This is a genomic window from Methylobacterium sp. Leaf456 (assembly GCF_001425465.1).
Taxonomy (GTDB): Bacteria; Pseudomonadota; Alphaproteobacteria; order Rhizobiales; family Beijerinckiaceae; genus Methylobacterium.
The window spans coordinates 159,014-181,978 of sequence record NZ_LMQV01000043.1 but is presented as its reverse complement, the minus strand read 5'-3'; the positions used below and the strand labels follow the sequence as shown (position 1 = coordinate 181,978).

The 22,965-nt window shown below is 71.6% G+C and carries 23 protein-coding genes and 1 riboswitch; of the genes, 14 read left to right on the top strand and 9 right to left on the bottom strand.

Annotated features, from left to right (window positions below; genetic code table 11):
- Positions 1-63: 63 nt before the first annotated feature.
- From ASG52_RS22365 to ASG52_RS22350, 4 genes are all read right to left on the bottom strand, one after another.
- Entirely contained in the window at positions 64-1,296 is a 1,233-nt protein-coding gene (locus ASG52_RS22365) for an MFS transporter (protein ID WP_056248041.1), read from the bottom strand.
- Positions 1,283-1,834, bottom strand: coding sequence for a PadR family transcriptional regulator (locus tag ASG52_RS22360; protein ID WP_056248036.1), 552 nt, complete (start codon positions 1,832-1,834; stop codon positions 1,283-1,285). Before ASG52_RS22360 ends, ASG52_RS22365 begins: the two co-directional genes overlap by 14 nt.
- Positions 1,835-2,118: 284 nt before the next feature.
- Positions 2,119-3,252 carry a DUF2336 domain-containing protein gene (locus ASG52_RS22355; protein WP_056248032.1) on the bottom strand — a complete coding sequence of 378 codons (1,134 nt, stop codon included), beginning with the start codon at positions 3,250-3,252 and terminating at the stop codon, positions 2,119-2,121.
- 3 nt (positions 3,253-3,255) lie between these two features.
- Positions 3,256-4,071 carry a response regulator gene (locus tag ASG52_RS22350; protein WP_056248030.1) on the bottom strand — a complete coding sequence of 272 codons (816 nt, stop codon included), beginning with the start codon at positions 4,069-4,071 and terminating at the stop codon, positions 3,256-3,258.
- Between the two features lie 292 nt (positions 4,072-4,363).
- On the opposite strand from ASG52_RS22350, the gene ASG52_RS22345 reads away from it, so the two are divergent.
- On the top strand, positions 4,364-5,365 hold the full coding sequence (locus tag ASG52_RS22345) for an Hsp33 family molecular chaperone (protein WP_056248027.1): 1,002 nt from the start codon (positions 4,364-4,366) through the stop codon (positions 5,363-5,365).
- 5 nt (positions 5,366-5,370) lie between these two features.
- Here the strand turns inward: ASG52_RS22345 and ASG52_RS22340 are convergent, their stop codons facing one another.
- Positions 5,371-6,087: an MgtC/SapB family protein gene (locus ASG52_RS22340; RefSeq protein WP_056248025.1), complete on the bottom strand. Its 717-nt coding sequence runs from the start codon at positions 6,085-6,087 to the stop codon at positions 5,371-5,373.
- A 302-nt stretch (positions 6,088-6,389) separates the two neighbouring features.
- Here ASG52_RS22340 and ASG52_RS22335 point away from each other — a divergent pair, with 302 nt between their 5' ends.
- From ASG52_RS22335 to ASG52_RS22300, 8 genes are all read left to right on the top strand, one after another.
- Positions 6,390-7,382, top strand: coding sequence for an AAA family ATPase (locus ASG52_RS22335; RefSeq protein WP_056248022.1), 993 nt, complete (start codon positions 6,390-6,392; stop codon positions 7,380-7,382).
- Position 7,383: 1 nt separating this feature from the next.
- Complete coding sequence (locus tag ASG52_RS22330) at positions 7,384-8,313, top strand: DUF58 domain-containing protein (RefSeq protein WP_056248019.1); 930 nt, start codon at positions 7,384-7,386, stop codon at positions 8,311-8,313.
- A gap of 219 nt (positions 8,314-8,532) precedes the next feature.
- Positions 8,533-8,997, top strand: coding sequence for a DUF4381 family protein (locus ASG52_RS22325; RefSeq protein ID WP_056248015.1), 465 nt, complete (start codon positions 8,533-8,535; stop codon positions 8,995-8,997).
- Positions 8,998-9,001: 4 nt separating this feature from the next.
- A complete protein-coding gene (locus ASG52_RS22320; RefSeq protein ID WP_056248013.1) occupies positions 9,002-10,024 on the top strand; it encodes a VWA domain-containing protein in 1,023 nt (340 codons plus the stop codon).
- Positions 10,021-10,944: a VWA domain-containing protein gene (locus ASG52_RS22315; RefSeq protein ID WP_056248010.1), complete on the top strand. Its 924-nt coding sequence runs from the start codon at positions 10,021-10,023 to the stop codon at positions 10,942-10,944. Before ASG52_RS22320 ends, ASG52_RS22315 begins: the two co-directional genes overlap by 4 nt.
- Complete coding sequence (locus tag ASG52_RS22310) at positions 10,944-11,882, top strand: tetratricopeptide repeat protein (RefSeq protein ID WP_056248007.1); 939 nt, start codon at positions 10,944-10,946, stop codon at positions 11,880-11,882. Before ASG52_RS22315 ends, ASG52_RS22310 begins: the two co-directional genes overlap by 1 nt.
- Positions 11,883-12,094: 212 nt before the next feature.
- Positions 12,095-13,324, top strand: coding sequence for a hypothetical protein (locus ASG52_RS22305; RefSeq protein ID WP_286159159.1), 1,230 nt, complete (start codon positions 12,095-12,097; stop codon positions 13,322-13,324).
- An 88-nt stretch (positions 13,325-13,412) separates the two neighbouring features.
- The gene (locus ASG52_RS22300) at positions 13,413-14,492 is read left to right on the top strand and encodes a catalase family protein (RefSeq protein ID WP_056248004.1); all 1,080 of its coding nucleotides are present in this window, start codon (positions 13,413-13,415) and stop codon (positions 14,490-14,492) included.
- Here the strand turns inward: ASG52_RS22300 and ASG52_RS22295 are convergent.
- The 4 genes from ASG52_RS22295 to ASG52_RS22280 form a co-directional block, all read right to left on the bottom strand.
- Positions 14,484-15,602, bottom strand: a complete 1,119-nt coding sequence (locus ASG52_RS22295) for an aminotransferase class I/II-fold pyridoxal phosphate-dependent enzyme (RefSeq protein ID WP_056248001.1) — start codon at positions 15,600-15,602, stop codon at positions 14,484-14,486. The genes ASG52_RS22300 and ASG52_RS22295 overlap by 9 nt on opposite strands.
- A gap of 227 nt (positions 15,603-15,829) precedes the next feature.
- Entirely contained in the window at positions 15,830-16,066 is a 237-nt protein-coding gene (locus ASG52_RS22290; RefSeq protein ID WP_056247999.1) for a DUF2171 domain-containing protein, read from the bottom strand.
- Positions 16,067-16,077: 11 nt separating this feature from the next.
- The gene (locus tag ASG52_RS22285) at positions 16,078-16,626 is read right to left on the bottom strand and encodes a YciE/YciF ferroxidase family protein (protein WP_056247997.1); all 549 of its coding nucleotides are present in this window, start codon (positions 16,624-16,626) and stop codon (positions 16,078-16,080) included.
- A 436-nt stretch (positions 16,627-17,062) separates the two neighbouring features.
- Positions 17,063-19,276 carry a choice-of-anchor tandem repeat GloVer-containing protein gene (locus ASG52_RS22280; protein ID WP_056247986.1) on the bottom strand — a complete coding sequence of 738 codons (2,214 nt, stop codon included), beginning with the start codon at positions 19,274-19,276 and terminating at the stop codon, positions 17,063-17,065.
- A 350-nt stretch (positions 19,277-19,626) separates the two neighbouring features.
- On the opposite strand from ASG52_RS22280, the gene ASG52_RS22275 reads away from it, so the two are divergent.
- The 5 genes from ASG52_RS22275 (at position 19,627) to gcvT (ending at position 22,948) form a co-directional block, all read left to right on the top strand.
- Positions 19,627-19,923, top strand: coding sequence for a hypothetical protein (locus tag ASG52_RS22275; protein ID WP_056247982.1), 297 nt, complete (start codon positions 19,627-19,629; stop codon positions 19,921-19,923).
- 327 nt (positions 19,924-20,250) lie between these two features.
- A complete protein-coding gene (locus ASG52_RS22270; RefSeq protein WP_156384082.1) occupies positions 20,251-20,592 on the top strand; it encodes a PAS domain-containing protein in 342 nt (113 codons plus the stop codon).
- 94 nt (positions 20,593-20,686) lie between these two features.
- Positions 20,687-20,980 (top strand): hypothetical protein, encoded by a 294-nt coding sequence (locus ASG52_RS22265; protein ID WP_056247977.1) that lies wholly within the window; start codon positions 20,687-20,689, stop codon positions 20,978-20,980.
- 256 nt (positions 20,981-21,236) lie between these two features.
- The gene (locus ASG52_RS22260; RefSeq protein WP_056247974.1) at positions 21,237-21,449 is read left to right on the top strand and encodes a hypothetical protein; all 213 of its coding nucleotides are present in this window, start codon (positions 21,237-21,239) and stop codon (positions 21,447-21,449) included.
- A 69-nt stretch (positions 21,450-21,518) separates the two neighbouring features.
- Positions 21,519-21,621: riboswitch (glycine riboswitch) on the top strand.
- Positions 21,622-21,769: 148 nt separating this feature from the next.
- Positions 21,770-22,948, top strand: a complete 1,179-nt coding sequence (gene gcvT / locus ASG52_RS22255; RefSeq protein WP_056247971.1) for a glycine cleavage system aminomethyltransferase GcvT — start codon at positions 21,770-21,772, stop codon at positions 22,946-22,948.
- Positions 22,949-22,965 lie beyond the last annotated feature (17 nt).

Below are 22,965 nucleotides of genomic sequence, written 5' to 3'. Positions count from 1 at the left end.
CCGCGGAATGGCGGATAACGGAGGGCCGGGCCGCGGGCCAGCCCCAGTGATGCAGGGGCGCCCTCATGCCGCCGCCCGGTCGGCGTCGAGCGTGCGCGTGATGGCCCCGCGCAGGAGCGCGACGGCGACCCCGTAGAACGGCAGGCACAGGGCGAAATAGGCGGGCCAGCCGACCGCGCCCGCGAGCGCCGGGGCGGCGACCCGCAGCGGCATCGCGGCGAAGAAGGCGGCGCCGAACAGCAGCGCGTAGTCGGTGGCGGGCTGCGGTCCCTCGGCCCAGCGGTAGATCATGGTGAAGACCGGCACGCCGAGCCCGCCGGCCGCGAGCGTCCCGAAGACCGCCGCCGCGAGCCCGAGCCCGCCCGAGCCGGTGGCCGTCGCGCCCAGCATCAGGAGGCCGGAGGCGCCCACACCCAATGCCGAGACCGTGACGAGGGGCACGAGGCCGAACCGACGCACCAGCGCGCCGGAGACCAGCGCCATGGCGAGATTGATGCCGGCCGCGAGACTTCCGGTGACGAGCCCGACCTGCGCCAGCGGCACGCCGAGATCGGCCAGCGCGAAGCTGTTGACGCTGGTGAGCGCGAACAGGGCGGCGAAGTAGAGGCCCAGCACCCCCACGCGCCCGCCGAGCCTGCGCAGCCGCGCGAAGTCGAGTTTCTTTCGCACAGCGGTGGATGCACGGCGGCGCAAAGTGGGCTCGGGGTAAAAAAGGATCGGCAGGAGGCAGAGCGCGTTCAGCCCGGCCACACTCAGCACCACGGCCTGCCAGCCGAGCCGGTCGTAGGCCGCGATCAGCATGCCTGTCCCGACGATGCCGCCGAGCGAGGCCCCGCCGAGCTTGGCCGAGGTGACGTACGGGCGCCGCTCCGGCTCCACCGTCTCGACCACCAGGGCTTCGAGGGCGACGTCCATCGTGGCGAGGCAAAAGAAGATGGCCAGCGCCAGCCCGAACAGGGCGGGAAGCGGCCACGCCTCGCCAAAACTCAGCACGGCCAGGAGCGCGATCCCGAACGCCTGCATCCCGACGATCCAGCCGAGCCGGTGCGGCAGAAGCGGCAGGCGGAACCGATCGACCACGCCCGCCCACAGGAACGTGAGGCCGACCGGCAGGTTGATGAGCTGCAACAGGCCGACCTCGGCGAGATCGATCCCGCGCACGCGCAGGATCAGCGGCGCCCCGCTCGCCAGGAAGCCGAGCGTCGCCCCGAAGGTGACCGAGAGGCAGAAGAACGGCGCGAGCCGGAGCAGGAGCGCCGATCCGGGCCAGCCCGCGACCGATTCAGAGGCGCTCAATTTTGCGCGCCGCCTCGTCGATGATGTCGGCGACCGCGAACCCGAACGCCTTGTCGGATTGGCCCGACAACCGCTGGCCCAAAACCGTCTTGAGGTTCTGCATCGCCCGCCAGACCGGGTCGGCGGGCGACGGCGCCTCGCCCGCGGCGAGCGCCCGCAGCCGCTCCAGCGCGGCCTCGGCCTCGGCGCGGTGGGCGCTCAGATGGGCCGTACCGTCCGGGGTGATCGCGAACAGGCGGCGCGAGCCCTCCGAGGCCTTGGCCTCGACATGGCCGAGTTCCTCCAGCAGCGTCAGGGTCGGGTAGATCGTGCCGGGGCTCGGCGCGTAGGCGCCGCCGGTCAGCCCCTCGATCTCGCGGATCAGGTCGTAGCCGTGCCGCTCGCCCGCCTCCATCAGCAGGAGCAGGGTGTGGCGCAGCTCGCCGGCATCGAACATCCGCCGCCGCCCCCGCTTAAAGCCGCCCTGCCCTTCGTCGTCCCACCCGGGAGGCCCGTGGCGGCGCCCGCGATGCGGGCCGTGGTCGATGGCGTGTCGCATGACGATCTCGGCTGACGTTGTTACGTTCAGTCAAGCGATGCGTCTAAGATATATCTTTGTCAATCGCCGAGTGACAGCGTAGCGCGTGGCTTCCCCTCCCCCCGTCATTCCGGGGCCGCGCAGCGGAACCCGGAATCCACCCGTGATGCGCGGTGCCCAGTCGCACTCGAACCGTCGAGGCCAGTCGTGGATTCCGGGTTCGCCTCCGGCGCCCCGGAATGACGGCGGTGGGGTTTCTCGGATTGGGAGGTGACACCAATGACTGTCGGACCCGACCATTCGGCCTACGCCACGTCGGCGGCGGGAAACGCCAGATACCCACCCCGCAGCGCCCCGAACCGAACCAGCCGGCGGGCGCAGAGTGGCCCCAGGCGGCGGTGGCGCTCGTATGCCAACCCGGTGGTCGCGGCGGCGACGTCCTCGCCGTGGCGCAGGATCAGCAGGGCCTTGAGCAGGGTCCACGGGTGTTCCAGCCCGCCCAGGATCGCGGCGAGCGCCGAGGGGTCGGCGGCATCGAAGGCCGCGACCGTCGGGGACAGCGGCAGGCCGGCGGCGCGGGCGAGGCCGGCCAGGACGTCCTCGGTGCGGCGCAGGCCCGCCCAGCGTTCGAGCTGGACGGGGCCGGGCGGGATGGCGGTGAAGCGTTGGCGCACGAAGGCGTCGGAGGAGGCGAAGCGCGCGAGCCGCGGCTCGGGAACCGGAGCGGTCAGGGTCTCGGCCACAGTCTCGATCAGGCGCTCGGGGTCCGGGTCGTCGTCGCGGTGAAGATCGAACCGCAGTTCGCCGAGCGCCCGCGCGCGGGTCAGGTCGAGGAGCACCGGGCGGTGCTCAGGCGACAGATCGGGCCGGAGCGCGAGGCGCAGCGTCACGGCTTCGCTCTCGCGAGCGCAGGCCAGCAGTCGGCCGAGCCCCTCGGGCGAGAAACGGGCGCCGGGATTGTCGAGGAGCCGGACGGCGACGCGGGCGCCGCCGCGGCGCACCAGCGCGTCGGTGACGGCGGGGGCGAGTTCCGAGCGCGTGGCCAGCGCGAGGCGATGGGCCTCGCTGCCTCGCTCCGCGACGTCGGCCAAAAACTCCGGCGGCAGGCTGGTGCAGCGGGCGAGCAACGGCGCGGCGACCGCGGCGGCGGCATCGCTGGCCAGCGCCCGCGTGGTGCGGGGCGGCCCGAGCCGGAGATCGGCCAGCCCCTCGGCGAAGGTTTTTCGCGCGGCGGTGTCGATCTGGGCGCACAGGCCGTGGAGCAGGGCGTCGAAGGCGGGTTTGTCCGCCACCGGCAGGCGCGACCAGCGCCGCGTCAGCAGGTCGGCGGAGTCCAGCACGAGCTGCGATTGCCGTATTCGCTCGCCGTCGCGCAGGGCCTGCTCGATCCCGGCGACGAGGGCGTCGAGCTGCGCCCGGGAATGGGGCCGCGCCGGCACGCGTCAGGACGCCTGCCGCACGGCGGACGCCTCGGCCAGACCCTCTTCGCGCCGCAGGGCGTTGATGAGGTAGGGGTGCCAGAGCCCGAAGCTCTCGTGCACGCCCTTGTCCACGTCGAAGAAGCGGAACGGCTTCTTCAGGAAGCCCGACGCGCCGAAGGTGGCGAGCTGGCGGCGCATGCCTTCCTCCATCGCCGCGCCGGTCATCAGCAGCCGCGCATCGGGATGCCGGTCGTTGATGCGGCAGGCGACCTCGAGGGCGGGATAGTCGGGCAGGTTCATCTCGATGATGGCGAGATCGATGCTGCGCCGCTCGCTCACCCGCATCGCCTCGTGGCCGCCCGAAGCCTCGATGATGTTGAAGGTGAAGTGGCTCTGGCCCAGCAGCTTGCGCATCAGCGCGCGGGTCGCCCGGCCGGGATCGACCACGAGCAGGTCGAGCCGCCGGGCGATGACGCGGGCCGCGTCGAGCACGCGTTCGATGTGGGTGTCGCCCAGCGGCTTCAGGATGACGTCGTAGGCGCCGAGCCGGGTGGCGACCGAGGGCCAGCGCGGGGCCAGCATGTCGGTGACGAGGACGATGAGCCCCTGCGGGTTCTCGCTGCGGTGCCAGCGGGCGATGTCGGCGCCGTTGGTCTGGGGCAGGGCGACGTCGATGAACAGCACGTCCACCCGGCTTTCCGCGAGCAGCCGGTCCAGCGCCACGCCGTCGGCGGCCTCGATCACGGCGGCGTCCGGAGCGATGCGCTGCACCGCCTCGACCAGGGTGAGCCGGGTCTCCTCGTCGGGGTCGGCGACCAGGATGGTGGGTGCGCTCAAGGATGGGCCCCGTCGGGTCGGGACGGCCTGTCCCCTGGGGCTCACCCTAAACGCAGGTTCCTAAGATTCCTTTCGCGGGAGGGCGGCGGCGGCGCGGAAGCCAAGCCCGCAGAGGCGGGCGCCGGCGCTTGAGGCCAGCAGGAAAACCGAGGTCATCGCCTTGGCACTGACCTCGGGCTCGCGTTGCGGCGAGGAAGGCCCCATATGGGCCTTTCGCTCCCGAGGCAGGCATCGCCCCTCGGCGCCGCGCCCCCGCCCCACAGGACCCATGCCTCAGACGGAACACGAGCCCATGAGCGCCGGACACGCCCCCACCCCCACGGCCGCGCTCGAAGGCGGCGACGACGCCGTGCTGCCCTTCGCCGTCGAGGCGCTCGATCTGCGCGGGCGCGCGGTGCGGCTCGGACCGTCGATCGACACGATCCTGCGCCGCCACGGCTACCCCGATGCCGTCGCCCGGCTGATCGGCGAGGCGGCGGCGCTGACGGCGCTGCTCGGCGCCTCGCTCAAGCTCGAGGGCCGGTTCCAGCTCCAGACCAAGACCGACGGGCCGGTGGGGATGCTGGTGGTGGATTTCGAGGCGCCCGACCGCCTGCGCGCCACCGCCCGGTTCGAGGCCGACGCCGTGGCGGCGCTGGGGGCCAAGGCGCGCGCGCCGGAGCTGATGGGCCGCGGGCATCTCGCCATGACGATCGACCAGGGCTCGGCCCAGAGCCGCTACCAGGGCGTCGTGCCCCTCGATGGCCAGGGGCTGGAGGAGGCCGCGCACCAGTATTTCCGCCAGTCGGAGCAGATCCCGACGCTGGTGCGCCTCGCAGTGGCCGAGCAGATGGAGGCCGGCGAGAGCCGCTGGCGCGCGGGCGGCCTGCTGGTGCAGTTCCTGCCGACCTCGCCCGACCGCCTGCGCCAGGCCGATCTGCCCCCCGGCGACGCCCCGGAGGGCCACGACATCCTCACCGGCCAGCCCGCCGAGGACGACGCCTGGACCGAGGCGCGCAGCCTCGTCGGCACGATCCAGGACCACGAGCTGATCGACCCGGGCGTATCGAGCGAGCGGCTGCTCTACCGGCTGTTCCACGAGCGCGGCGTGCGGGTGTTCGAGCCGCAGGGGCTGGTCGAGCGATGCCGCTGCTCGCAGGAGCGGGTGATGGGCATGATCCGCTCGTTCTCCCCGCAGGAGCGGCACGAGATGATCGCCGACGACGGCAGCATCGCGATCACCTGCGAGTTCTGTTCGCGCCGCTACGTGCTCGACCCGGCGGAAGTGGAACGGGAGATCGCGGCGGCGTCGTAGAGGCGTCAGTCGCCCGACTGCGCCGACCACGTGGCATGCCGCACCTCCGGCCGCGCCTCCAGCGCGGTCGTCACCGCGTCGAGTTCCTTCGCCTGCACGGTCGTGGCGGTCAGCGTGGCGATGACGTCGACCGCCTCCTCGCCGCGCTCCTCGACCTCGATTGCGCCGATGGGATAGCCCGCCGCCTCCAGGCGCTCGACCAGGAGATCGCGGGCCGGGCCGGAATGGTCGGGGGCCACCGTCACCTGCACCTCGTAGGTCGCCTCGGTCGCACTCTCGTCGATCGGGATGCGGTCGATCAGGTTGACGAGCGGGCGCAGCAGCGTGTTGCCGGCCAGCACCGCCACCGTGACGAAGCAGGCCTCCAGCGGCAGGTCGGCCCCGGCGAAGGCGCCGACCGCAGCCGAGCACCAGAGCGTGGCGGCGGTGTTGAGGCCGCGCACGTTCATGCCTTCCTTCATGATGACGCCCGCGCCCAGGAAGCCGATGCCGGAGACCACGTAGGCGACGACGCGGGTAGCGCCGTCGCCGCCGGTCAGCCGCATGCCGAGATCGACGAAGGCGGCGGCGCCCAGCGCCACCAGCACCGCCGTGCGCAGGCCCGCGGTGCGCTGCCGGTACTGCCGCTCGACCCCGATCAGGGTGCCGAGCCCGAAGGCGGTGGCGAGGCTGATCGCCGAGTTGAGGGCTTCGGGCGTCGGGAAGGGAAAGGGGCCGGGCATGCGTCGTCCGTGTTCGTGCGCCGCCCCCGCTGACGGACGAGCGTGACGCTGGCATGACGCCGTTCTGGCAGGAATCGCGCGCTGTTGAAGCCGCATACCCCGCGCCCCACGGGCAAATCGCCCTACCTTGCCGGTGGCCGGCGCCGCGGGATTGACGGGGCGCGGCGGCAGCGGGCACACCGGAACCAACCTGGGCACCTTAAGAATAAGCCCAAAGAATAAGATCACCCTGAGGAGATGCGCATGAGGCAGGCCGCCCATCCTGCGAACGCCCGGTCGTCGATCCGCGGGGTCGCCTTCGCATGAGCGGTCAGGCTCTCGCCGCGGCGCCGACCGCGGACGGCGTCCGCGACCGCCTCCTTCAACTGCGCGACGGCCTCGCCCACGGGCTGATCGGCGCCGACAAGCTGGTCGAGCGCCTGCTGATCGGGCTGCTGACCGGCGGCCACCTGCTGATCGAGGGCGCGCCGGGTCTGGCCAAGACCCGCGCGGTCAAGCGCCTGTCGGACGGGCTCGACGGCTCCTTCGCCCGCGTGCAGTGCACGCCGGACCTGATGCCCGCGGACCTCACCGGCACCACCGTCTGGCGCCAGGACCAGGGCGAGTTCGAGTTCCTGCCCGGCCCACTGTTCCACTCGCTGATCCTCGTGGACGAGGTGAACCGCGCGCCGCCCAAGGTGCAGTCGGCGCTCCTCGAATCCATGGCCGAGGGTCAGATCACGGTGTCGGGCCACACCCACCGCCTGCCCGATCCGTTCATGGTGGTGGCGACCCAGAACCCGATCGAGCATGCCGGCACCTTCCCCCTGCCCGAGGCGCAGCTCGACCGCTTCCTGCTCCACGTCGTCGTCGAAATGCCGGACGAGGCCTCCGAGCGCCGCATCCTCGATCTCGTCGAGGGCGAGCTGAACCACCATGCCGAGGCGATGCCGGTGAAGCTGTCGGTGGCCGAGGTGATCGCGGCGCGTGAGGCTGCGCTCGCCACCTACGTCTCGCCCGCGCTCAAGGATTATCTCGTGCGGCTGGTCTCCGGCACCCGCACCGACGCGGTGGCGCCGGAGCTGCGCGCGGCGATCGAGCACCCAGCCTCGCCCCGCGGCACGCTCGCCCTGATGGTCGCCGGCAAGGCCCGCGCCTACCTGCACGGCCGCGACCACGTCGTCCCCGAGGACATTGCGGAGCTGGCCGCCGACGCGCTGGCCCACCGCATCGGCCTGACGTGGCGCGCCGCCGCCGAGGGGCGCACCACGCGGGGCATCGTCGCCGGGCTCGTCGAGCGGACGCGGGCGCTCTGACATGGCGGGCTCCGCGACGCCCGCGACCGACCCTCTGGAGACGCCCGGCATCCACCTCTCGGGGGCCGGGCTGATGAGCCTGCGCCACCTCGCCCGGCGCGGCGTCTCGCCCTCGACCAAGACCATCGCGGGGCTGCCCGGCGGGATCGTCACGCGCAAGCGCGGGCGCGGCTCCGAGCCCGACGACGTGCGGCTGTGGTCGGAGGGCGACGACCGCCGCTTCATCGACCGCAACGCCACCGCCCGCACCGGCGAACTGCACGTGCGCACCCACCACGACGAACGCGACCGCGCGGTGGTGCTGCTGGCCGACTTCCGGCCCTCCATGCTGTTCGGCACGCGGCGCGCCTTGCGCTCGGTCGCGGGCGCGGAGGCCCTGGCGCTGCTCGGCTGGCGCATCGTCGGCGACGGCGGGCGCATCGGCCTGATCGTGGCGTCGGCGGGCGAGCCCGCCGTGGTGCGCCCGTCCGGCGGCGAGCGGGCGATGACGGCGGTGACCGGCGCGCTCGCCCACGCCCACGCGGCGGCGCTGGCGAGCCATGCCAAGGACGACCCGCCGCTGACCGACACGCTGGCGCTCGCCCGCTCGCTGCTGCCGTCCGGCGGCCACCTCGTCATCGCCACCGCCCTCGACGCGCCGGGCCCGGAGATGGAGAGCCTGATCACGGCGCTCGCCGAGCGCCTCTCGATCCGCCTGCTCCTCGTCAGCGACGCCTTCGAGCGCACCCGCCCGCCGGGCTTCTACCCCTACGCCATGCCCGACGGCCGCCGCGGCACCGTCGAGGCCGGGCGCTCGGGCGCCCCCGTGGCGAACGCCGACGAGCGGCTGGCCCGCCTCCACGCCTGCGGCGTCGAGGGCCTGCGCATCGACGTGGAGGGCGGGCCGGAGAGTTACGCGCCCCTGATGGAGCGGCTCGATGCGGTGCTGTGAGAACAAGGCACCCCCCTCTCCCCGCACGCGGGGAGAGGGTCGCGGCGACCTCGTCGTCGTCGCGACGAGCGGTAGCGGGGGTGAGGGGGCGTGGCCGGAAGAGTCACACTCGTCGACGCCCCCTCACCTTCGGCTGCCGCCTCGCTCCGGCGACGACAGGGTCGCCGAAGCCCTCTCCCCGCGTGCGGGGCGAGGGGATGCAGCGGCGGCGTCGCGACCATGACCGCCCCCCCTCCCCTCGACCTCTCGGCCCTCCGCCCCCTCCACCTCCCCACCGGCGGCGGCGGGGCGGTGCAGCCCGAGGTCGTGGCCGTCATCGCGCTCGGCTTCGGCCTCGCGCTGCTGGTCGGCCTCATCCGCATCGTCCGGGCACGGCTCGGCGCGTCCGTGCGGCGGGCGGCCCTGCGGGAACTCGCGCTCGCCAAAAACCTCCCGCCCGAGCCCCGGCGGGTGGCGCAGGCGCGGCTGCTGCGGCGGCTGGTCCGCACCCTCAAGGGCGAGGAGGCCGCCCGCACCCGCGGGCCCGCCTGGGCTGAGACGCTCGACACCACCTTCGCCACCGATTTCTTTCGCAGCGGCCCCGGACAGGCCCTCACCGACGGCCTCTACCGGCGCCCCGGCTCGACCGATTCGGAACAAATCGATGACGGCCTGACCCGTCTCCTCTCGCGGATCAGGGCCTGACCCGATGCCCGCTTGGCTCACCGCCCTCGTCTCGGCCTTCGACTTCGCCGCCCCCCTCGCGCTGCTGCTGCTGCCCCTGCCGCTCGTCGCTGCCCGGCTGATCCCGCCGGAGCGCGAGGGCGCCAGCGGCGCGCTGCGGGTGCCGCCCTCGCTCGTCGGCGACACCGCGAGCGCCGGTTCCATCGCCGCCCGCGGAAAACGTCGCCTCTGGCTCACCGGCACGCTCTGGGTGGCGCTGGTGGTGGCGCTCGCTGGCCCCCGCCTCGTCCTGCCGGCCACCGCGCTGCCGGCGTCCGGCCGCGAGATCATCCTGGCGCTCGACCTCTCGGGCAGCATGGAGCGCCGCGACTTCTCGCTGGACGGCGAGACCGTGAACCGGCTCGCCGCAGTGAAACGCGTCGGCGCCGACTTCATCCGCCGCCGCGCCGGCGACCGGATCGGCCTCGTCGAGTTCGCCGATCAGGCGTTCGTTGCCGCCGCCCCCACCTTCGACACCGCCAGCGTCGCCCGCACGCTGGAGGAGGCCAGCATCGGCCTCGTCGGCCGCTCCACCGGCATCGGCGACGGGCTCGGGCTGGCGCTGAAGCGCCTCGCCCCGGCCCAGGTCGCGAATGCGGAGGGCGGCGGCCCGCCGCCATCCCGCGACAAGGTCGTGGTGCTGCTCTCCGACGGGGCCAACAATGCCGGCCAGACCGCGCCCAAGGACGTCGCGGCGCTGGCGAAAGACCTCGGCGTGCGGGTCTACACCATCGCGCTCGGGCCGATCGACATGGCCGACAACCCCAACAACGAGCAGGACGTGGTCGATGTCGAGACCCTGCGGGCGATGGCCGAGGCGAGCGGCGGCCGCGCCTTCCGGGTGAAGACCACCGAGGATCTGGAAAGCGTCGCCGCCGCCATCGATGAACTGGAAGGCGGGCGCGCCCAGGCCCCGCCCCTGCCGCTGCGGCGCGACCTCTGGCCCTGGCCCGGCGCGCTGGCCTTCCTCTGCGCCTGCGCGCTGCTGGCGACGAGGCGCCGCCTATGATCGAGAGCCTCACCCTGCTCCGCCCGCTCTGGTTCCTGGCGGTGCCCCTCGTCGCAGCCTTGGCCCTGCGTGCGGCTTGGCGCTCGGCCCCGCTCGGTGACTGGGCCAAAGCGGTCGATCCGGCCCTGATGGCGCTCCATGCCCGCCGCGGCGCGGTGCTCGGCGGGCGGCGGCAGGCCAACCTCGCCGCCGCGCTCGCGGCCGGCATCCTTGCGCTGGCGCTGACCGGCCCGGCGATGGAGCGGCCCGAGGCCGCGACCTTCCGCAACCTCGACGCCACGGTGATCGTGCTCGACCTTTCCCGCTCGGTCACCGACGGCGGGCGCTTCAAGGAGGCGCGCCAAGCCGCCGAGGCCGTGGCGGAGGCCGCCGGCACCCGCTCGGTCGCGCTTCTGATCTACGGCGGCGATGCCTACACCGCCGTCTCGCCGACGACCGACCGCGAGGCGATCAGCACCACCCTGTTCGCGCTCGACGCCGACACCGTGCCGGACCGCGGCACCCATCCCGAGCGCGGCCTCGCGCTGGCCCGCCGGACGCTCGACGAGGCCAACGTGGTGGCCGCCGACGTGGTGCTGATCACCGACGGCGACGGCATCGGCCAGGCCGCCGAGCGCGAGGCGGCGGCGATCCGAGCCAAGGGCTGGCAGCTCCACGGCCTGTTCGTGCCGGCCGCCAAGGCCCTGCCCCCCGGCGCCCCCGCGACCGACCGCGCTGCCCTCGACCGGCTCAGTGCCGCGGGCGGGGGCCGAGCCGCCGACATCGACGGGCCGCAGGCCGTGCTCGACCGGGTCGGCGCCTCGACGGCGCAGCACCTCGCCGCAGGCGGCTACGGCGTGCTCGCCTTCGCCGACCTCGGCCGCTGGCTGCTGCTGCTGGCGCTCGTACCGGTCCTCCTCCTGTTCCGCCGGAGCGCGTGATGACGGCGGCGCTCGATCCCCGCACGCTGCTGAACGCGCGTCCCCTCGGCCGGCTCGCCCCCGGCGCCTTCCCGCGCCATTGGCGCAAGGCCGCCCGCCTCGGTGGGCTGGCTTTGGCGGTCTCAAGCATCCTCGGCCTGCTGCTGATCTCCGAGCCGCGCACGACGCTCGGCCGCGCGCTGCTGGCGGCGGGCTTGCCGGGGGTCGCCCTCTCGGTCTTCGACCAGCCGAACTGGCGCGCCGCCGCCCTCTACGAGGCCGGGCGCTACGACGAGGCGGCCGCGTTCTACCGGACGCAGGGCAAGCGCGGCGCCTACAATCTCGGCAACGCGCTGGCCCGAGCCAGTGACCTCAAGGGCGCTCTCGACGCCTATGATGAGGCGCTGACCTACAACCCGCGCGACGCCGACGCCCAGGCCAACCGCTCGCTCGTCGCCAAGGCGATGCAGGAGGAGATCGACCGCGGCAAGGGCGGCGGCATCGCCAACGCCTCGGCCCAGTACGGCGCCCGCTACGGCAGCACCGCCAACCAGGACCAGAACGACGACATCAAGGCCACCGCCAGCGGCGAGGGGCTGGCCGGCAACAAGGAGGCGGGTTCGTCCGCCTCGCTGCCCGGCACCAGCCCGGTGGCGCGGCGCGGCAAGTCCGAGCAGCAGGCGATGGATTCCGGCAAGGGCCAGGCCCGCGGCTCGGCCAGCGACTCGGCGGGCCGCGGGCGCCAGGGCGCCGGCTCGGCCATGGTCGCCGCCGCGCCGGAAAAGGAAGCGCGCCGTGTGACGAAAAGCTTCGAGGCGCACGAGATCCACCCCGACCGGCTCTGGCTCCAGACCCTGCCGGACGAGCCCGGCCGCTTCCTCAAGCTGCGCCTCAAGGCCGAGCAGGCCCGCCGCATCGAGGCCGGCACCGCGATCCCGGGAGGCAGCAACCCGTGGTGATTTTTTTGAGGTTCTTTGGGCGCACCGCCCAGAACCCTCCCCCCTCCGCGGGGGAGGGTGCCCTGCGGATGCAGGGCGGGAGAGGGGAGCGACGCTTCCGCTTGGCCGCGGTCGTCTGTGGAATCTCCGGAAACCGGGTTCCCCTCTCCCGACCCGCTTCGCGGGCCACCCTCCCCCGCGGAGGGGGGAGGGTCGTTCTCGCGCTCCTTGCCCTGCTCCTCGCCACCCCCGCCCACGCCATCGACCCCGGCGACCTCACCTTCACGGTCACCCCCGAACTCCCCGCGGGCGGCGCGGCCTATGCCCGCGAGATGGTGCTGCTGCGCCTGCGCGGGGTCTACCGCACGCAAATCCTGCTCGAAGAGGTGCGCCAGCCCGCGCTCGTGAATTTTTCCTGGACCCAACTCGGCCGCGACCATTGGGGCCGCACCCGGATGCCCGACGGGCAGATGGCGCTGGAGTTCGAGCGCACCATCGCGGTGTTTCCGCAGCACACCGGCACCTTCACCATCGACCCATTCATCCACCGCCTCACCATCAACGACAACGGCGAGCGCAAGCAGATCGACGTGCGCTCGGAAGCCGTGCCGTTCCCGGTCGCGACCTGGACCGGCCAGGGCGGCGGGCCCGACGTGGCCGAGCCGTGGTGGCTGCCCGCCCGCGACGTGGCGATCACCGACCACTGGGACCCCGACCCCGAGACGATCAAGATGGGCGAGACCGCCCGGCGCATCGTCGTGCTGGAAGCCCAGGGCATGCTCGCCGAGGGCCTGCCGCCGCGCCCCGTCATGCGCACCCGCGGCATCGCCACCTTCGCGGGGCCGGTGAAACGCGAGACCCTCATCACCCCCACCGGCCCGGTGGCGCGGGCGACCTACCAATGGGACGTGAAGCCCGGCGTGCCGGAAGTCATCCCCTTGGACGCGATCAAGATTCCATGGTTCGACACGGTGTCCCGCACCATGCGCGAGGCCGAGATTCCCGCCCGCCAGATCGGCGGCGGCCTCGCCGACCGCGAGGAGGACCTGAAGCCCCCCGCCCCCGCGGGCTGGCCGGTTCTGGCGGCAGCGGCACTCGCCGCCTTCGGTCTCGGCATCGCGCTGATCGGATACGGCACCGGCCAGGGGCGCCTACGCCTCGACCGGGAGCAGGCTCGCGCCCTCAAGCGCGCCGCGGCCGCAAACGACCCGCGCGCCTTCCGCGCGACGCTCGGCGAAGCGATGCGGGCGCATCCCGACCTCGCCGCCCTGTGGCGGGACGATCCCGTGATCGCGCCCGGCCTCGAGGCCCTCGACACGCACCTGTTCGGCAACGGGACGGCGCCCGCGCCCGACCTCGCGGCGCTGGCCAAGGCCCTCACCCGGCCCCGGCGCCCGGTCGGCGGCCCGCTCGCTTCCGAGCCCCGCCTCGCCCCCCTCGACGGTCCGCTCGCGAAGGCGTGAGAGGGCCGCCGGAACGGCCGCGTTTCGCTCCCGGTTGGGTCCGGCATGCGCCTTCCGTCCGGGAGCCGCCGGTTCCACGGAGACGAAGGTGAACGTGCCGATCCCCTACCACCCCTCCATCGAGCAGCCGCGCACCGACGAGGACGACGTCCACGCTCAGATGCTGGCGACCTTCGCCAAGATCCAGTCCACGACCTTCGAGGATTACGGCCGGGCGGTGCGCGGCGTCCACGCCAAGAGCCACGGCCTGCTCGAAGGCAAGCTTGAGGTCTTTTCCGACTTGCCGCCCGAGCTGGCGCAGGGCGCCTTCGTGCAAGGTCGCACCTACGACGCGATCCTGCGGTTCTCGACCAATCCGGGCGACATCCTCGACGACAGCGTCTCGACCCCGCGGGGCCTCGCGCTGAAGCTCGTCGGCGTCGAGGGCGCGCGGCTGCCCGGCGCCGACGGGGCCACGCAGGATTTCGTGATGGCCAACGCGCCCGCCTTCACGGCGCCGGACGACGCCGCTTTCCTCAAGAGCCTCAAGCTGTTGGCCGCCACCACCGACACCCCGCAGGTGTTCAAGAAGGCCTTTTCCGCGGTGCTGCGCGGCGTCGAGACCGTGCTGGAAAGCGTGGGCACCAAGAGCCCGACCCTGATCTCCCTGGGCGGCCACCCCGAGACGCACATCCTCGGCGAGACCTTCTTCACCCAAGTGCCGGTGCGCTGGGGCGACTACGTCGCCAAGGTCGCGGTGGCCCCGGTCTCGCCCGAGCTGACGGCGCTGACGGGCGCCGCCCTCAACGTCAACGGCAAGCCGAACGGCCTGCGCGAAGCGGTGAGCGCGTTCTTTTCCGAGCACGAGGGCGTGTGGGAGCTGCGGGCGCAGTTGCGCACGAGCGACGCGAGCATGCCGGTCGAGGACGCCTCGGTGCTGTGGCCGGAGGGCGAGAGCCCCTACGTCGCGGTGGCCCGCCTCACCGTGCCGCGGCAGGACGCCTGGAGCGAGGAGAAGCAGCGCCGCATCGACGACGGCCTCGCCTTCAACCCCTGGCACGGGATCGAGGCCCACCGCCCCCTCGGGGCGATCATGCGGGCGCGGCGTGCCGCCTATCCGGCCTCCGCCGGGTTCCGGGCCGAGCACAACGGCTGCCCGATTCACGAGCCGGGGCGGTCGTCACCTTAGCGCGGCCAGCGCGTCGGCAAGGGCATCGACCTGCGCCTCGCTGTGGGCCGCCGAGAAGGCGACCCGCAGGCGGGCGGTGCCCGGCGCCACCGTCGGCGGGCGGATCGCCACGACGAGAAAGCCCCGTTCCTCCAAAGCCTTGGATAAGGAGAGCGCGGCCTCGGCCTCGCCCACCAGCACCGGCACCACCGGGCTCTGCGCCTCCGGCAGGCCGAGCCGGGCGGTGAAGCGGCGGGCGAGCGCGAGCGGCCGGGCGGCCAGCGCCGGCTCCGTCTCGACGATGTCGAGGGCTGCCAGCGCGGCGGCGGCGGAGGCCGGGGGCAGGCCGGTGGTGTAGACGAGGCTGCGGGCCCGGCTCGTCAGCAGGTCGATGACGGGGCGCGAGGCGCAGAGATAGCCGCCGTAGGAGCCGAGCGTCTTCGACAGGGTGCCCATCTCCAGCGGGGCCCGGGCACCGGGCTCGACCACGCCGAGGCCGTGGGCGTCGTCGACGAGCGTCCAGGCGTCGTAGTCTTCGGCAATTCGCAAAATTTCGGGCAGCGGCGCCCGGTCGCCGTCCATGCTGAAGATGCGCTCGGTGAGGATCAGGGCGCGCCGCGCCGCGCCGCGATAATCGCGCAAGTCTGCCCGAAGCTGCTCGATTCGATTGTGCGGAAAGATGCGAATCTGAGCCCCCGACATCCGCGCCCCGGCAAACAGGCAGGAATGGCCGAGTTCGTCGATCAGGATCAGGTCGCCGGGCCCGACCAAAGCCGGCGCGATTCCGAGATTGGCCAGATAGCCGGAGCCGAACACCAGCGCCGCATCCTTGCCCTTATGCCGGGCGAGCCGCGCTTCGAGCGCGGCGAGCGGCGGCGAGTGGCCGGTGACGAGTTGCGACGCGCCGGCCCCGGCGCCGTAGCGGGCGAGCGCCTCGGCGGCGGCGGCGATGACGCGCGGATCGTGGGACAGGCCGAGATAGTCGTTGCAGGAGAACGACACGAGCGAGCGCCCGTCCCGCTCGGCGGAGGCCGCGGGCCCCCGCGATGTCGGCACGAGCCGGCGGCGGAGCGCCGCCGCGTCGAGGCCGGCGAGTTTTTCGGCGGCGAAGGCGTCGAGGCTGTCGGACATGACGCCTCAAGCGACCGGGGGACGAGCGATGTCAAGCGCCAGGCCGAGGAACGGTCCGTAAGCCGAGACCGGAGACCGCTTGGCATGAGGAGCGACCCCTCGGGATTCGATACTCTCTAACAGCTTCCAAACACATGTCGAAGCGCTCAAAAGATGTTCGCACTCACCACATGCAAAGGGGCCGCCTCTCGGCAGCCCCTTGCTCAGTACGCCCAACAACAGAAAACCTATTCCGAGGTGCCCCACTCGTCCTGAGCTTGGGCCGTGGTACGGTTCAGGCGGACTTCGCCCCCCTCGACCGATTCGATCGAATCGACGTGGATGAAGTGGTGGACGCCGTGGGCGGCCGGGTCGGTCCGCGTCAGCTTGATGCGCTGTCCCTCGAGGTGATCGACCGTGCCGACATGGCCGCCGTCGGAGCCGACGACCGGCATGTGCTCCCGAATCAGATGGGTATCGACCATGGATCGGCTCCCTACGCGGCTTTGGCCTTGCCGGCCTTCTTCGGGGCGGCCTCTTCGTCGGTGCCGGGATCGCTGCCTTCCGTGTTGATCCGCTCGGCGATCTCGGTGAGCAGCTGGTCGGTCTTCTTCTCTTCCTGCAGCGTCGCGTCGAGCAACTTGGCGGCATCCGCATAGCCGAGCTGGCTCGCCCAGGTCTTGAGGGTGCCGTAACGGGCGATCTCGTAATGCTCGATCGCCTGGGCGCAGGCCGCCAGCACCGCATCCGCGGCCGGGCTGTCCTCGAAATCCTCCAGATCCTCTTCCATCTCGGAGGTCAGGCCCTGCATGGCCTCGCAGGTCTTGCCGCGGACCGGCTTGCCGATGATCTCGAATACCTGCTGCAGGCGCTCCACCTGCTCGGCGCTTTCCTCGGCATGGGTCTCGAACGCTTGGCGCAGCTCCTCGTGCTCGGCCGACTTGGCGGACTTCTTCAGCGCTTTGACCGATTGCCGCTCAGCGTAATAGACATCCTTCAGCGTCTCGTAGAATGCATCCTGCAAGGTCTTCTGCTTGACAGCCATGGCGATTCATCTCTGCAATGTTGAACGAGGGCGGCCGCGACGGTGAACTCACCGGCAGCCTGCATCGTACAAACCTGGGTTCGGTCGGCTGGGTCCGAAAAACAATCCGGAATACGCTGCAAAATTATGGGAACTTCGTGGGCCATGAGAGCGGCCCACCGGCCGCGCCTCCGGAAGCGTCCGTCGGCCCGCTCGCCGACGCCCTCGGCCTTGCCGCTGGGGCCGGGAGTCAAAACCAAATCAGCTTGAGCGCGCGAAGGGCCTCTGAGGGTGGTGAGCAGTCATCCGCAATGCGCCGAACAGCGGACATCAGCCATGGCGGTCTTCGGCATTCGCATGGGAACGGCTTGCCGAGCCGACGATGGCTCAACGCAAAACGGCCCCGCCTGAGCAGGGCCGTTGCTGTCGATCGGATCGAAGCGTGAGGCGGCGGGCCTCAGGCCTTTCGACGGTCCGCCAGATTGACCACACCAGCCGTCTCGCTTGGCGCGATCCAGCGCGGCAGGGCGGCCACGGCAAGCTCCACCCGCAGGAAGAACGAACCCTTGCAGCCGGCCCACAGGTCGGCGGGGAGCGCCGCGGAACCGTCCGTCCAACGAGCGCCACCGTTGACGGCATGGAAGCCCTCGCCCAGGCGGGCGTCGTCGAGGGCGATGGGGCGGGCGCTGGTCAGGCCATCGTCGATCGTCAGGGCGGCGAGCGCCACGCCAAGGCGACGGTCGTCGCTCGTGTCCGGCACGACATGCGCCGGCACGCTCGTCTCCGATACAAGCCGCACGTCGCGGGCGCTGGCTGGGACGACGAAGCGGGCAGTGAGCCCCTGCATGTCGGGGCGGATCGCGCGTCCGTCGGCAACGAGATGCAGGCCGGCGAACGCCTCCTCGACCTTGCACCAGCCGAGGGCCACGGCGCGGTCCCGGAGGCGGGCGCGCACCAGATCGACCAGGGGCCCGGCCTCGTGGAACGGGCGGCAGAACGGCAGCGGGCCGTCCGACCGGGTGTCGGGGCCAGCAAGAAGATCGGTCGCTTCGGCATTGGCGAAGAAGCGGCGGTTGCCGCAATCGAGGTAGCTCTCGGACGGCAACCCCTCGGCGAGCAGGATGTCGTGGCTGTCGAGTTCGATGTGCCAGTAGGTGATCGTCTCGGCCTCGACCTGTGTGATGGTGGTGCCGTTGATGAGGCGGCAGGCGGGGATCAGCACCTCGCCGAGGACGTCGACGGCGATGGCATGGGCCGGCGACACGGTGAGGTCGCGGGCCGGCCGGCCCTGGCCGAAGGCATGCGCCGCGATGCGCACCGGCATGGCGACCTGCGGCTCGCGCTGGCGGCGCGGAGCCAGCGTGCGGTGGCCAATCCAGCGGATCGGGCGGTGTTCTCCGGACGCGGTCACGGCGAGATCGCCCAGCCGCAGATGCTCGACCGGCACCTCCGCCTCGCAGCCGCCGCGCCACAGGCGCAGATGCGTGCCGGGGCCGTAGCAGACGAAGCCGGTATCGGTGATCCGGAACACCGTGCCCTCGCCGTTCGCGCCTCCCATCGAGGTCGTGCCGTAGAGGTTGCCCTGCCCGTCCGCGATCAGGCTGCTGCTGGGAGTGCGCCCGTTATCGCCGTCGAACGAGGCGAGGGTGGAGGTGGTGTAGCCGGTCGAGCTGCCCGCATCCGCCGTCAGCTTGAACACCGTGCCCGCGCCGTCCGCGCCTCCCGACGACGTCGTGCCGTAGAGGTTGCCCTGCTCGTCCGCGATCAGGCTTCCGATCGGACTGCCACCGTTGGTGCCGTCGAACGAGGCGAGGGTGGAGGTGGCGTAGCCGGTCGGGCTGCCCGCATCCGCCGTCAGTTTGAACACCGTGCCCGCGCCGCCCGCGCCTCCCGACGACGTCGTGCCGTAGAGGTTGCCCTGCCCGTCCGCGATCAGGCTTCCGGTCGGACTGCTACCGTTTGTGCCGTCGAACGCGACGATGGTGGAGGCGGTGTAGCCGGTCGGGCTGCCCGCATCCGCCGTCAACTTGAATACTGTGCCGCCGCCGCCCGTGCCGCCGGACTGTGTCGTGCCGTAGAGGTTGCCCTGCCCGTCCGCGATCAGGCTTCCGAAGGGACTGGCTCCGTTGTCGAAGTCGAACGAGGCGAGGGTGGAGGTGGTGTAGCCGGTCGAACTGCCCGCATCCGCCGTCAGCTTGAACACCGTGCCTCGGCCACCCGAGCCGCCGCCGATCGTCGTGCCGTAGAGGTTGCCCTGCCCGTCCGCGATCAGGCTGCTGTTGGGAAAGCTCCCGTTATCGCCATCGAACGAGGCGAGGGTGGAGGTGGTGTAGCCGGTCGGGCTGCCCGCATCCGCCGTCAGCTTGAACACCGTGCCTCGGCCACCCGAGCCGCCGCTCGCCGTCGTGCCGTAGAAGTTGCCCTGCCCATCCGCGATCAGGCCGCCACTGGGACCGCTCCCGTTGGTGCCGTCGAACGAGACGAGGGTGGAGGTGGTGTAGCCCGTGGGGCTGCTCGCATCCACCGTCAGCTTGAATACCGTGCCGCCGCTGTTCGCGCTGCCAGCCGCCGTCGTGCCGTAGAGGTTACCCTGCGGGTCCGCGATCAGACTGCCATTCAGGTAGACGCCGGTGTCGTTGTCGAACGTGACGAGGGTCTCGATGCTGGCCACGACACGAACCCTTCGGTGAAGCCAGTCCATCCGCAACCGGGAGACTGGACGTTGACGACGACTGCATCGGACCTGCGTGCCGGTTGTTGCCAACCATGCCCAACGAGGCCGAGCCACGCCTCGATCAAGCAGCCAGCGTGAGCGCATTCCCTATCCCCGCAGGGGAGTGAGAGTCGATAGCACTCTAAGTAAAAAACCCTACTGCTATTGCTACGGCGCGGATTGATGATCGGGAATTTTTCACAAGCTGTTGCAGATGCGCGTCAGCCTTGATCTGGTCGAACGGCGGCGCATCGTGCGAAAGAGCAGGCCGAACGGCGCGCGAGGGGCGACCGTGGGAGCCGATGCCAATGACCGAGAAGCCGAAGCTGCGGGTCGTCGACGATCCGAGCGTGCGCGAGAGCGTCGCCACCAACACGGTCGGCGGCCTTCTGTCGGACAACACATTGTTCGTGACGCTGGCCGCACAACGCTCGCTCCCCGAGACGACCGGCGCACCGCCGAACCAGGCACCCGTCGCGCAGGTGACCGCGCGCCTCGCCCTCACGCCGACGGCGGCGGTGGAACTGGTCAACCTGCTCAGCGGACTTCTGTCGGCCGTGCCCGGTGTCAGCTTCAATAAAGCCGATCAGACCAAACCGCAGTAAGGGCGACGGGGCGGCGATCTCGGTTGACCTTCTCACCCCGGCTCTGCTGAGGCAGAGCCGAATTGACCCACATGGCCGCGCTCGTAAATCATGAGTTTGAACGATGCTTTTTGGGGCATCCGAAACCGAGCCTAGCGGCACCGCTCGTCGAGATTCGATCTCCTCACACAGCTTCTTCACACATCCAAGTGACTGGAAAACGGTCGTTTTCTGCACATTAGCCCCGACAGGTGGAATGACCGCTCGGGGTGGAAAGCGGCCAGCGCCAACGCGACCGAGAGCTGACGTTAGTTTGCACCTGATCTCCGCTCCAAGTTCAATGGCGCGATGGATGACCGCACCACCATCGCCAACCTCGAACGTCGTCTTGTACAGAGTAAGGCACGGTATCGCCTCGCGATCACAGGCGGTCGCATGGGAACGTGGTGCCGGGACCTGCGCGACAAGTTCATCTGGGGCGACGCCGCGTTCCTCAATCTCCGGGGCTTCCCGCCCTCAAACGAACCTCGGGGGCTCGCAGACTTCACGGACCGCATGACCCCGCAAGGGCAGGCCGAGATGGGCGAAATGGTCACGCGGGCCATCGCGGCAAGCGAGTCGTTCGATGGTCAACTCGCGGTCGTGAACGGACCGACGACCTTAGCCTGCGCCGGTGGGGGCGTCAGGTAGAACGGCAGACGTCGTCGTCCTCGTTTTCTGGGAAACCTTTCGGCGCCTCGAGCGTAGCGTTGGCCTCAGACATTCCGCCAGAGGACCGAGCGCGATGGAGCCGATGAAGCCCATGGAACCCATGAAGTCGATGGAGCCGATGAAAGGCTCGGAGCCCTGGTGGCCGCAGGAGCTCGGCCAGCCTTCGACCAGCGGTGGCCAGGACGGTATGCGCTACGCGTTCTTCCCCGATAAGCAACGGCTCCTCGTCGAGACCGACGGCAAGCTGGCCACCTACGATAGCGGCGACCACCGCATCAGCGGCGTATCTCAATCGAACGGCCGGGCACCGAGCTTCTCTACCCAGGATGGCGACGTGAATGTGAACGACCTCAAGGTCGTGGATTGAGGGAGGCTCCGGGGTCGAGGATGCGCCGCACCTCACCGTGAGGCCGCGCCTACGCTCAAACGCCTGCAAGCAGACCTCACGAGGGTCCGAGAAGGATCGATAGCGGCCCCTCGCTCGGTCAAGCCGATGAGGTTTTGACCCTAATCAAGAGCCTAAGCTCACCTCGAGACGCACCCGGCGCAGGGCCGCGCTGCCGCCCGAACCGCCGACCGGCTCGGACGTTGCCGGAGCGTCAAATCCGCCGGAACGAGCCTCGATGCGCCCCTTCCTCGCCACCCTCCTGCTCTTCACCGCCGTGCCGGCGGTCGCCTGGGCCGGCCCGGCGCAGGACTACACCTTCGGCGAACAGCGCTTCCGCAACGCCTGCCCGCCGCCGCTGAAATACGCCGCCGGGGCCTGCGTGCGCCGTTGCCCGGCCGGCTACGAGGCGATCGGGCGGTTCTGCCGGTTTCGTAGCATGCGGCGCTGATTGTCACCCCTGAGCCCGGACGCGGCTTGCGCGGGGCGCCGCACCCGTGCAACTTTCGCCGCGTCCGATACAGACGATACGGGAGAGCCCAGGCCGCTCGTGAAGAGGGGTTATGGCGCCGACGGAGCAACCACCCCCGGAAACTCTCAGGCACAATCACCGTATCGTTGGACAATCTGGAGAGAGGCGCCGACCGGCGTCCACCGAAGGAGAAACTCTAGTCTTCCGGGACTAGGGGAAGCTCTCAGGTAACCGCGACAGATGGGGGCAACTCGCTCGGGCATCCGCCTGGCGAGAGCCGAACGTCGTGGAGTTGCCCGATGAGCCCGCTCGCCGCCGGGGCGTCGCCCCCTGTCGCCGCTGCCCCCGAACACCCACCGCTCGCGCGTACGCCGCTGCATGCGCTCCATCTGCGCCACGGGGCGAAGATGGTGCCGTTTGCCGGCTATGCGATGCCGGTGCAGTACCCGGCCGGGCTCATGACCGAGCACCGGCACACCCGCGCCTCGGCCGGGCTGTTCGACGTGTCGCATATGGGCCAGATCGTGCTGACGCCGCGCTCGGGCGACGCCGACGACGCGGCCCGCGCGCTGGAAGCCCTGATCCCGGTCGATCTGCTCGGGCTTCCCGAGGGGCGCCAGCGCTACGGGCTGCTCACCGACGCGAAGGGCGGCATCCTCGACGACCTGATGGTGGCCCGCCTCCCCGGTCGCCTCGTCGTCGTGGTCAACGCGGCCAACAAGGCGGCGGACCTCGCGCATCTCCGAAAGAATCTGCCGGAGCATGTGGCCGCCGAACTCGTGCCGGGCGGGCTGATCGCGCTCCAGGGGCCGCGGGCGGCGTCCGTGCTCGGGCGGTTCGCCGACATCGAATCGATGCGGTTCATGGACGTGCGCGAGGTCGCGATCCTCGGCGCGCCCTGCCTCGTCAGCCGCTCGGGCTATACCGGCGAGGACGGGTTCGAGATCGCCGTGCCGGAAGAGCGCGCCGAAGAGATCGCCGAGGCGCTGCTGGCGGACGCCGCCGTGCTGCCGGTGGGCCTCGGCGCCCGCGATTCCCTGCGGCTGGAGGCCGGGCTGCCGCTCCACGGCGCCGACATCGATCCCGGCACCGGCCCGGTCGAGGCCGGGCTCGCCTGGGCGATCGCGCCGGCCCGCCGCCCCGGCGGCGCCCGCGCCGGCGGGTTTTTGGGGGCCGACCGGATTCTGTCCGAACTCGCGAGCGGGCCGGCCCGGCGCCGCGTCGGGCTGCGGCCGGAGGGCCGGGCGCCGGTGCGGGCCGGGGCGCCGCTCTTCGGGGAGGAATCGGCGGGAGGCCCGATCGGCCACGTCACCTCCGGCGGCTTCGGGCCGAGCGTGGGTGCGCCCGTCGCCATGGGCTTCGTGCCGACGGCGCTCACGGCTCCCGGCACCCGCGTCTTCGCCGAGGTCCGCGGGGCGCGCCTGCCGCTCGCCGTCGCGACGCTTCCCTTCGTCCCGGCCGGCTTCAAGCGCGGCTGATTCCTTCATCATCGTCC

Coding starts and splice junctions, on each gene's coding strand:
- ASG52_RS22360 (WP_056248036.1), bottom strand. CDS start 1,834: ATGCGACACGCCATCGACCACGGCCCGCATCGCGGGCGCCGCCACGGG.
- ASG52_RS22345 (WP_056248027.1), top strand. CDS start 4,364: ATGAGCGCCGGACACGCCCCCACCCCCACGGCCGCGCTCGAAGGCGGC.
- ASG52_RS22340 (WP_056248025.1), bottom strand. CDS start 6,087: ATGCCCGGCCCCTTTCCCTTCCCGACGCCCGAAGCCCTCAACTCGGCG.
- ASG52_RS22335 (WP_056248022.1), top strand. CDS start 6,390: ATGAGCGGTCAGGCTCTCGCCGCGGCGCCGACCGCGGACGGCGTCCGC.
- ASG52_RS22330 (WP_056248019.1), top strand. CDS start 7,384: ATGGCGGGCTCCGCGACGCCCGCGACCGACCCTCTGGAGACGCCCGGC.
- ASG52_RS22325 (WP_056248015.1), top strand. CDS start 8,533: ATGACCGCCCCCCCTCCCCTCGACCTCTCGGCCCTCCGCCCCCTCCAC.
- ASG52_RS22320 (WP_056248013.1), top strand. CDS start 9,002: ATGCCCGCTTGGCTCACCGCCCTCGTCTCGGCCTTCGACTTCGCCGCC.
- ASG52_RS22315 (WP_056248010.1), top strand. CDS start 10,021: ATGATCGAGAGCCTCACCCTGCTCCGCCCGCTCTGGTTCCTGGCGGTG.
- ASG52_RS22310 (WP_056248007.1), top strand. CDS start 10,944: ATGACGGCGGCGCTCGATCCCCGCACGCTGCTGAACGCGCGTCCCCTC.
- ASG52_RS22295 (WP_056248001.1), bottom strand. CDS start 15,602: ATGTCCGACAGCCTCGACGCCTTCGCCGCCGAAAAACTCGCCGGCCTC.
- ASG52_RS22290 (WP_056247999.1), bottom strand. CDS start 16,066: ATGGTCGATACCCATCTGATTCGGGAGCACATGCCGGTCGTCGGCTCC.
- ASG52_RS22285 (WP_056247997.1), bottom strand. CDS start 16,626: ATGGCTGTCAAGCAGAAGACCTTGCAGGATGCATTCTACGAGACGCTG.
- ASG52_RS22275 (WP_056247982.1), top strand. CDS start 19,627: ATGACCGAGAAGCCGAAGCTGCGGGTCGTCGACGATCCGAGCGTGCGC.
- ASG52_RS22270 (WP_156384082.1), top strand. CDS start 20,251: ATGGATGACCGCACCACCATCGCCAACCTCGAACGTCGTCTTGTACAG.
- ASG52_RS22265 (WP_056247977.1), top strand. CDS start 20,687: ATGGAGCCGATGAAGCCCATGGAACCCATGAAGTCGATGGAGCCGATG.
- ASG52_RS22260 (WP_056247974.1), top strand. CDS start 21,237: ATGCGCCCCTTCCTCGCCACCCTCCTGCTCTTCACCGCCGTGCCGGCG.
- gcvT (WP_056247971.1), top strand. CDS start 21,770: ATGAGCCCGCTCGCCGCCGGGGCGTCGCCCCCTGTCGCCGCTGCCCCC.